Origin of the sequence: Pseudomonas sp. NPDC089758 (genome assembly GCF_044748705.1) — a bacterium.
GTDB lineage: Bacteria > Pseudomonadota > Gammaproteobacteria > Pseudomonadales > Pseudomonadaceae > Aquipseudomonas > Aquipseudomonas putida_X.
On the sequence record NZ_JBIVGN010000033.1, the window covers coordinates 1 to 6,041 of the forward strand.

General features: G+C 54.4%; 5 protein-coding genes. 1 reads left to right on the top strand and 4 read right to left on the bottom strand.

Translation table 11 applies throughout. From position 1 onward, the window contains the following. On the top strand, positions 1-105 hold a 105-nt coding region (locus ACIPZH_RS25620), incomplete at its 5' end, for a transposase domain-containing protein (RefSeq protein WP_400638331.1). Positions 106-353: 248 nt separating this feature from the next. Here the strand turns inward: ACIPZH_RS25620 and ACIPZH_RS25625 are convergent. The 4 genes from ACIPZH_RS25625 to ACIPZH_RS25640 all read right to left on the bottom strand — a co-directional run. After that, complete coding sequence (locus tag ACIPZH_RS25625) at positions 354-935, bottom strand: contractile injection system protein, VgrG/Pvc8 family (RefSeq protein ID WP_400638326.1); 582 nt, start codon at positions 933-935, stop codon at positions 354-356. Between the two features lie 36 nt (positions 936-971). Beyond that, a complete protein-coding gene (locus ACIPZH_RS25630) occupies positions 972-1,850 on the bottom strand; it encodes a T6SS immunity protein Tli4 family protein (RefSeq protein ID WP_400638328.1) in 879 nt (292 codons plus the stop codon). A gap of 82 nt (positions 1,851-1,932) precedes the next feature. Then, on the bottom strand, positions 1,933-3,624 hold the full coding sequence (locus ACIPZH_RS25635) for an esterase/lipase family protein (protein WP_400638329.1): 1,692 nt from the start codon (positions 3,622-3,624) through the stop codon (positions 1,933-1,935). A gap of 47 nt (positions 3,625-3,671) precedes the next feature. Next, a partial coding sequence (locus ACIPZH_RS25640) for a type VI secretion system Vgr family protein (RefSeq protein ID WP_400638330.1) occupies positions 3,672-6,041 on the bottom strand: 2,370 nt, incomplete at its 5' end.

Genomic DNA, 6,041 nt, shown 5'->3' on the forward strand with positions numbered 1-6,041 from the left:
TATACGTGGCTGCGCCACGTACTTGAGCGCCTGCCGTATGCGTCGTCGGTCTCAGACTACGAAGCCTTGCTGCCATGGAACTGCTCGCCAGAGATGCCACGGTAAGCTGAGGCCCTATCTTTTAGAAGGTGGGGTTCATGGATCGCACTCAGACTACGAAGCCTTGCTGCCATGGAACTGCTCGCCAGAGATGCCACGGTAAGCTGAGGCCCTATCTTTTAGAAGGTGGGGTTCATGGATCGCACTCCGAAAGTCCACGGGCTTGGGGTAGAGGTAGACTTTTTCGACTTTGCTGTCGGGGCGCATCATGGCGGGCTGGCTCCAGAAAGAAATCGGGAGCACAGCATCGGGAATCAGGTGGACGGTTGGAATGTGGGGATGATGGATCCCTTACCAGCCAGCCGTTGCCATACCGATTTGAATAGCGGTGCCAGGCTGCCGGGTGCATCACGGCCCTGTTGGGCCATGGGCAGGTTGCTCTCGGTGAAGAACTGCACCTCGATCAGCATGAATTGCCGGGCCTCGGCGGCCTTGCGTTCGTACAGCGGGTGCTGGGTCAACTCGAACCAGCGCCCGGCCTGCACCTGGCGCACACCGCCCTGACCGTGCACGCGGCGGGCCTGGGATTCGCGCTCCTGCTTTTGCCAGTTGTACTGGCCCTGGTATTCGTAGCGTTCCAGGGCGGCGGGGGCGGAAGCGGCTTCAAGCGCCGGCATCACGCTTTCGCGGGGCTGGCTGTGGGACAGGTAATCGACGCTGCGCCAGTTGAGCTTGCCGCTGAGCAGCTGCGAGCCGGTGCTCCGCTGGGTGATGCCGTCCTGTTTTTCAGTGACGCTCTGAGTGTGGAACGGGACGCTCTGCGGGGCGAGGGCGGGCAGGGTGTCGACGCTGTCGTTGAAGACGATGCTAGGTAGCGTATGCTCTCGACTAGGCAATGGCGCGGTTCCGGGCGCATCAACCATCAAGTTACGCTATATGCGACTTAGACTGGCCACCAGCCTATCCCAGAAATCTATTGCCGATTGGTCATTTTCAAATCCTGGTCCGTTATCTATAGTGCTTAATTCCAGAACTGTGTACGGCTCCATGCTAGAGTTAGGAGCTCCAGGAAATTCAAGGCGGAAAGCATAAATATTTTTTCCTTCCGATCTTGTTTTTATTAATAGTTCCTCAAACTCTAGGCCTGAAATATTTTTATTGCCCTTCCTAATAATGGTGGTGTTAGTTACCAATTTTTTGAATAGTGGTAGTGCCCCTGTTGATTGCTGCTCAAATCTCGAAAGAAGTCCAGCCTCAGGATTGCCAATAAGTTGTGTGTCAAATGTTAAGTGAATTCCAGGCACGGATGATACGGGGAGGCCAATGGATACCTTCTCGTCAAATTTATTAATTGGTAATTTCATGTATCCAGCTTCAATAGAAAACGTCCCGTTTGGCGGTTGGTCTGCTGGATTGCGGTAATGAATAGAAGCATTTAACTCCTTTACTATTTTGACGGCATCTTCAAAGTCTTCATAAGGAATTGATTCGACTTTCTGTCGATAGAGAGTATTTTTCTTGGTTAGGTAATATATGTGGAAGTTGTACTTGCGGCCTTTCGATACTATGATTTCACCCCCGCCTTCGAGCGGGATTGTTTGGTCGTAATCTTCGGCATAGCCAGCTTTGTGCTCTTTGGTGATTTCTGCAATAGTGCTTTTGCTATTTGTCGATATATCGCGCTTTCCGTTCTTGCTGATAAGTTCAATTCGTTCCTCTACAACCTCGTAAGAGGACCAAATGTTTGCACCGTCGGTGGGCACTTCAATCTTATACCGTCCGAAATAGAAGGTGTTGTTATGATGTTGCATGCTTTGTGCTCCGGCCGAAGTGCAGATTGTGATGGCTGTAATAATGGCGAATAATTTCGCCCTTGACTTTGTCATTAAATACCTATAGCTCGAGTTTGACATGCTGAGATATCCTCACAATACTATAAAGCGTCGCAAACAGCGTGCGACCTTTTGTGTCGTTATATGCATTCTGGTGTTCGTAGCCAGATGAGTTGTTAAATTTGCCATGCCTGCAAACCTTTGGGTAAAGGGTGCTATTGTTTCCATGAGCAAATGCTGCTCGGGTGGTTGGAAACGCTCTCGAACTTGCGGCAGAACAGACAGGGACTGTGCCGTCGCCTGGAGAGTATTTAGGGCCGAATGAGAATTTATATCCCGAGTCGAGTTCGATATTTCCGGTGCTGTCATCTTTCGTGATTTTGAACTCTTTTATATCACCCCAGCCTATCCAGTCTGACGTCCAGCTTATGTTGCTCCATGTTAGTAGGTCGAACTCTCTGGCTTCGCCAGAATAATGTATATAAGTAAAGTCATGATAGGCGTTTTTAATGGCATCGTGAAAGCTGGATGTTGCGTGGATATTGTCTTCAAAAATACTTCTTTTGGTTTGGTTTTTCCTAAATTTTGTTGTGTTGGAGCTTTTGCTAAATGCATTTGGGTCAAGGAGGCTCTCGTTTTCTTCGGGTATTAGTCCCCACCATTTCTTTGACAAGTATATGTCACTGTACGGGTCTCCAGACTCAGGCAAGGCTATCAATTTATCCGAAGATTTCCCTTTTCTCTCAGCAAAAAGCCATTTTTCTCCGTTGTTATATTCTTTGCTGGGTAAAAGCTCAAGCCCACCCTTTGAGAATGCTAAGACTGCAGTGGTTTCAGCTGCGGTTGGGCCTAGAATCTGACGGGTAATAAACCCTTTTACACCATCACCTTCAAACCCAGCTCTAATTCTACGATACGCTGCGGGTGCTCCAGTGGCAGGCATCGCACCATGAATGATTCCATAAATTTGGGAGTACCCATGAATTCCAACGAGCGCGCGAGCGACCAGCCCCCCCATGGAGTGAGTTACAATAATAACTTTATCTGCTGTATCATAACTTTTTAGGACGTTATTATCTATGAAACGCATGATGTCTAATGCAGACTGCTTATTTGACTGCAACCAATTATATCCGCCTGCCCATACCTCATAACGTATTTCTGCAGCATGTCTAAGACCTATGCTCTCGGGAAGTTCGATAAGAGATGGGTTATCGTTCCAATCGCCCCATTCTCCGGCGGGGTGGTTCGAGTTTTCTTTCCACCATCCTTGCAAGTCATTGTCCAATAGGATCTGGTTTAATTCGTTCTGCATTGACTCCATGATTGGGTGGTACGCCGAGCGCATGACGCCCCCCCATCCGCGACGCTTAAGCTCATCCTTATCTATTTTCTCATTCAAGCCGCCCCCGCCAATCGGCCCATCATTATATACCGAAATCATTCCTTCTCTACCATCTAGATCGTTTTGTCGATCTTTTGCGGAGCTAAATAGTGCTGAAAGGAAAGACCCGACGGCAGCAATATTTGACATAATGGTGTCGGTATTAGGCGCAATCCATGCAATTTTCTTCGTTCTATTATTCCAAAGATTTGTTCCCATGATGCCCGGGATAAAAACTATCGGAACTACTGTATTCGCTTTTACGCCAATTTCTTTGTTTTGTTGTTGGGTGGAGCTTGATATCGTGGTTGAGGCCGTCTTAGTGCCATCTGAGTTTATAACTGTCAGTAGCTTCAGTGGGGCAATCATTTCCCTGTCCTCATATCTTTCCGTGCGTCGCGGTTGTACGACTTTCTTTAGGTTTTATCCAGTACTTTGATCGTTAAGAGTTCTGCAATCTGACTCCGCTGCACAGGAATCTTCCCCGCCGCATCCGATACATATTGCATCACGCTGCCATCAGCCCGCGTCACCTCTACCTTCACCCCCGGAGCAGGCTCACCGGTACTGAGCTTCTTGATCACATACGGGTCGGCAAAGTCGGTCTTGGGCATTTCGTTGAAACTGTGCGAAAGGCTGGTCCCACCACTGAAGACCTTCTTCGCGCCTTTGACATCAATGGTACCCGGTGCGTGGATTTCTATATTGCCGCCCTTGATGCGGATGTAACCGCCACCACTGGTGAGCAGAATCCCGTCCTTGGCCGCAATTTCGATCCCGGCGGCGGTCGAGCTGAGTTTCATGTTCTGCAGTGAAGTCAGCAGCATCTCGTCGTTCTGCGCTTGTAGCTCCACCTTGCCTTTGGCCGCAAACAACTTGGCCCCGGCGTTCTGCGCAAACAGGCTGATGCTCTGCACCACACTGGCCAGCAGCGATTTGCCGCTGGCGATGCTGACGTCCTCCCCGGTACTGATGGTCAGGTGCTTGCCGCTGTGCAGGTGGGTGTTCTGCGGCGTGGCCGTGGCGATGTCGGCCGGGGAAGAAGCGATCAGCAGCGGCTTCTGATAACCCGGGGTCTTGCCGCGTCCACCGTTGCGGATCGCCCAGGCGGTGTCGCCGCCGTTGCGCTCCTGCTCGCTTGGGCCTTGGCTCGGGCTGCTGCTGTCGTTGCCGTAGGTGACGTCGGTGTCGGCGTTGAGCTGGGTCAGGCTGTCCAAGCCAGCTTGCAGGGCGTCGGCATTGTGCTGCTTGGCGGTGTCGGAGAGGGTTTTGAGCCGCTGCTCGCTATTCTGCAGTTGTTGCTGGGCTTCGCTGACGTCGAGCTGGGCGCCTTCGGCGTTGCTGCGTTTCCAAGTGCTAAGGTACAGCCCTTGCTGGGCGCGCAGGGCGCCGTAGGCGTCGGTGCGCAGTTCGAAACCGGTGCCGCGCAGGCCACCGCGGTTGTTGCCGCGCTGGTCGATCAGGTAGCCGAGGTTGAGCTGGGTATGGCCGTGGCTGCTGTGGATCTGCGTGCGCACCTGGCCGGTGGAGTCGTCCATCACCCACTGGTTGAAGCCGCCGCCGCCGACTTCCTTGCTCTTGTAGCCGCTCATCAGGCCGCTGGAGTGCCAGGCGGGTTTGTGGCCGCCATAGACCTGGCCCATGACCAGCGGGCGGTCGATGTCGTTGTCGAGGAAGGTGACCACTACTTCTTCGCCGGCCCGCGGCACGTGCACGCTGCCCCAGTCGGGACCGCTGCTGGGTTGCAGCATGCGCAGCCAGCAGGAGGAGAGTTCACCGTCCTGGCTCAGGCGATCCCAGTGGAAACGCACGCACAGGCGGTTGAGGCTGTCGGTGAACACTTCATGGCCGCTGGGGGTGACCACCACAGCGGTCTGCGGGCCGGGTGAGGTCGGCTTGGCGTGCTCGAACGGGCTGCGGTAGGGCGCGCTGTGCAGCTGGCCTTCGAAGGTGCTGAGGAAGAAGCCGTAGGAGGCTTCGCTCAGCTTCGAGCCGAGCAGGGCATCGTCCGGTGCCGGGCGTACCGATTTGAATAGCGGTGCCAGGCTGCCGAGCGCATCGCGGCGCTGCTGGGCCATGGGCAGGTTGCTTTCGGCGTAGAACTGCACCTCGATCAGCACGAATTGCCGAGCCTCGGCGGCCTTGCGGTCGTACAGCGGGTGCTGGGTCAACTCGAACCAGCGCCCGGCCTGCAACTGGCGCACACCGCCCTGGCCGTGCACGCGGCGGGCCTGGGATTCGCGCTGTTCGATCTGCACGCGGCTCAGCCAGTCGCCGCGCTCCTGTTTTTGCCAGTTGTACTGGCCTTGGTATTCGTAGCGCTCCAAGGCGGCAGGGGCGGAAGCGGCTTCAAGCGCGGGCATCACGCTTTCGCGGGGCTGGCTGTGGGCCAGGTAGTCGACACTGCGCCAGTTGAGCTTGCCGCTGAGCAGCTGCGAGCCGGTGCTCCACTGGGTGATGCCGTCCTGCTTCTGGGTCACGCTCTGGGTGTGGAAAGGCACGCTCTGCGGGGTGAGCGCAGGCAGGGTGTCGACACTGTCGGTGAAGACGATGCAGTGGCTGTCGGCTTTGTGCTCGACATACCAGAAGATGCCTTCGAGCTCACACCAGCGCTGGACGAAGTTGGCGTCGGTTTCGTTGAACTGGGTGACGTAGGACAGCGGGGCGTATTCGCGGCGCAGGTCTAGGCGATAGTTGCCCTTGGCCTGTTCGTACTGGGCGAAAACGGCCTCCAAAATCGCCGGCAGGTTCTTGTCCTGCCAGATGCGGCAGTCGCTGCGGTATTC

What these genes read in the sequence shown, in the direction of transcription:
- ACIPZH_RS25630 (WP_400638328.1), bottom strand. Translation starts at nt 1,850, where the DNA reads ATGCAACATCATAACAACACCTTCTATTTCGGACGGTATAAGATTGAA.
- ACIPZH_RS25635 (WP_400638329.1), bottom strand. Translation starts at nt 3,624, where the DNA reads ATGATTGCCCCACTGAAGCTACTGACAGTTATAAACTCAGATGGCACT.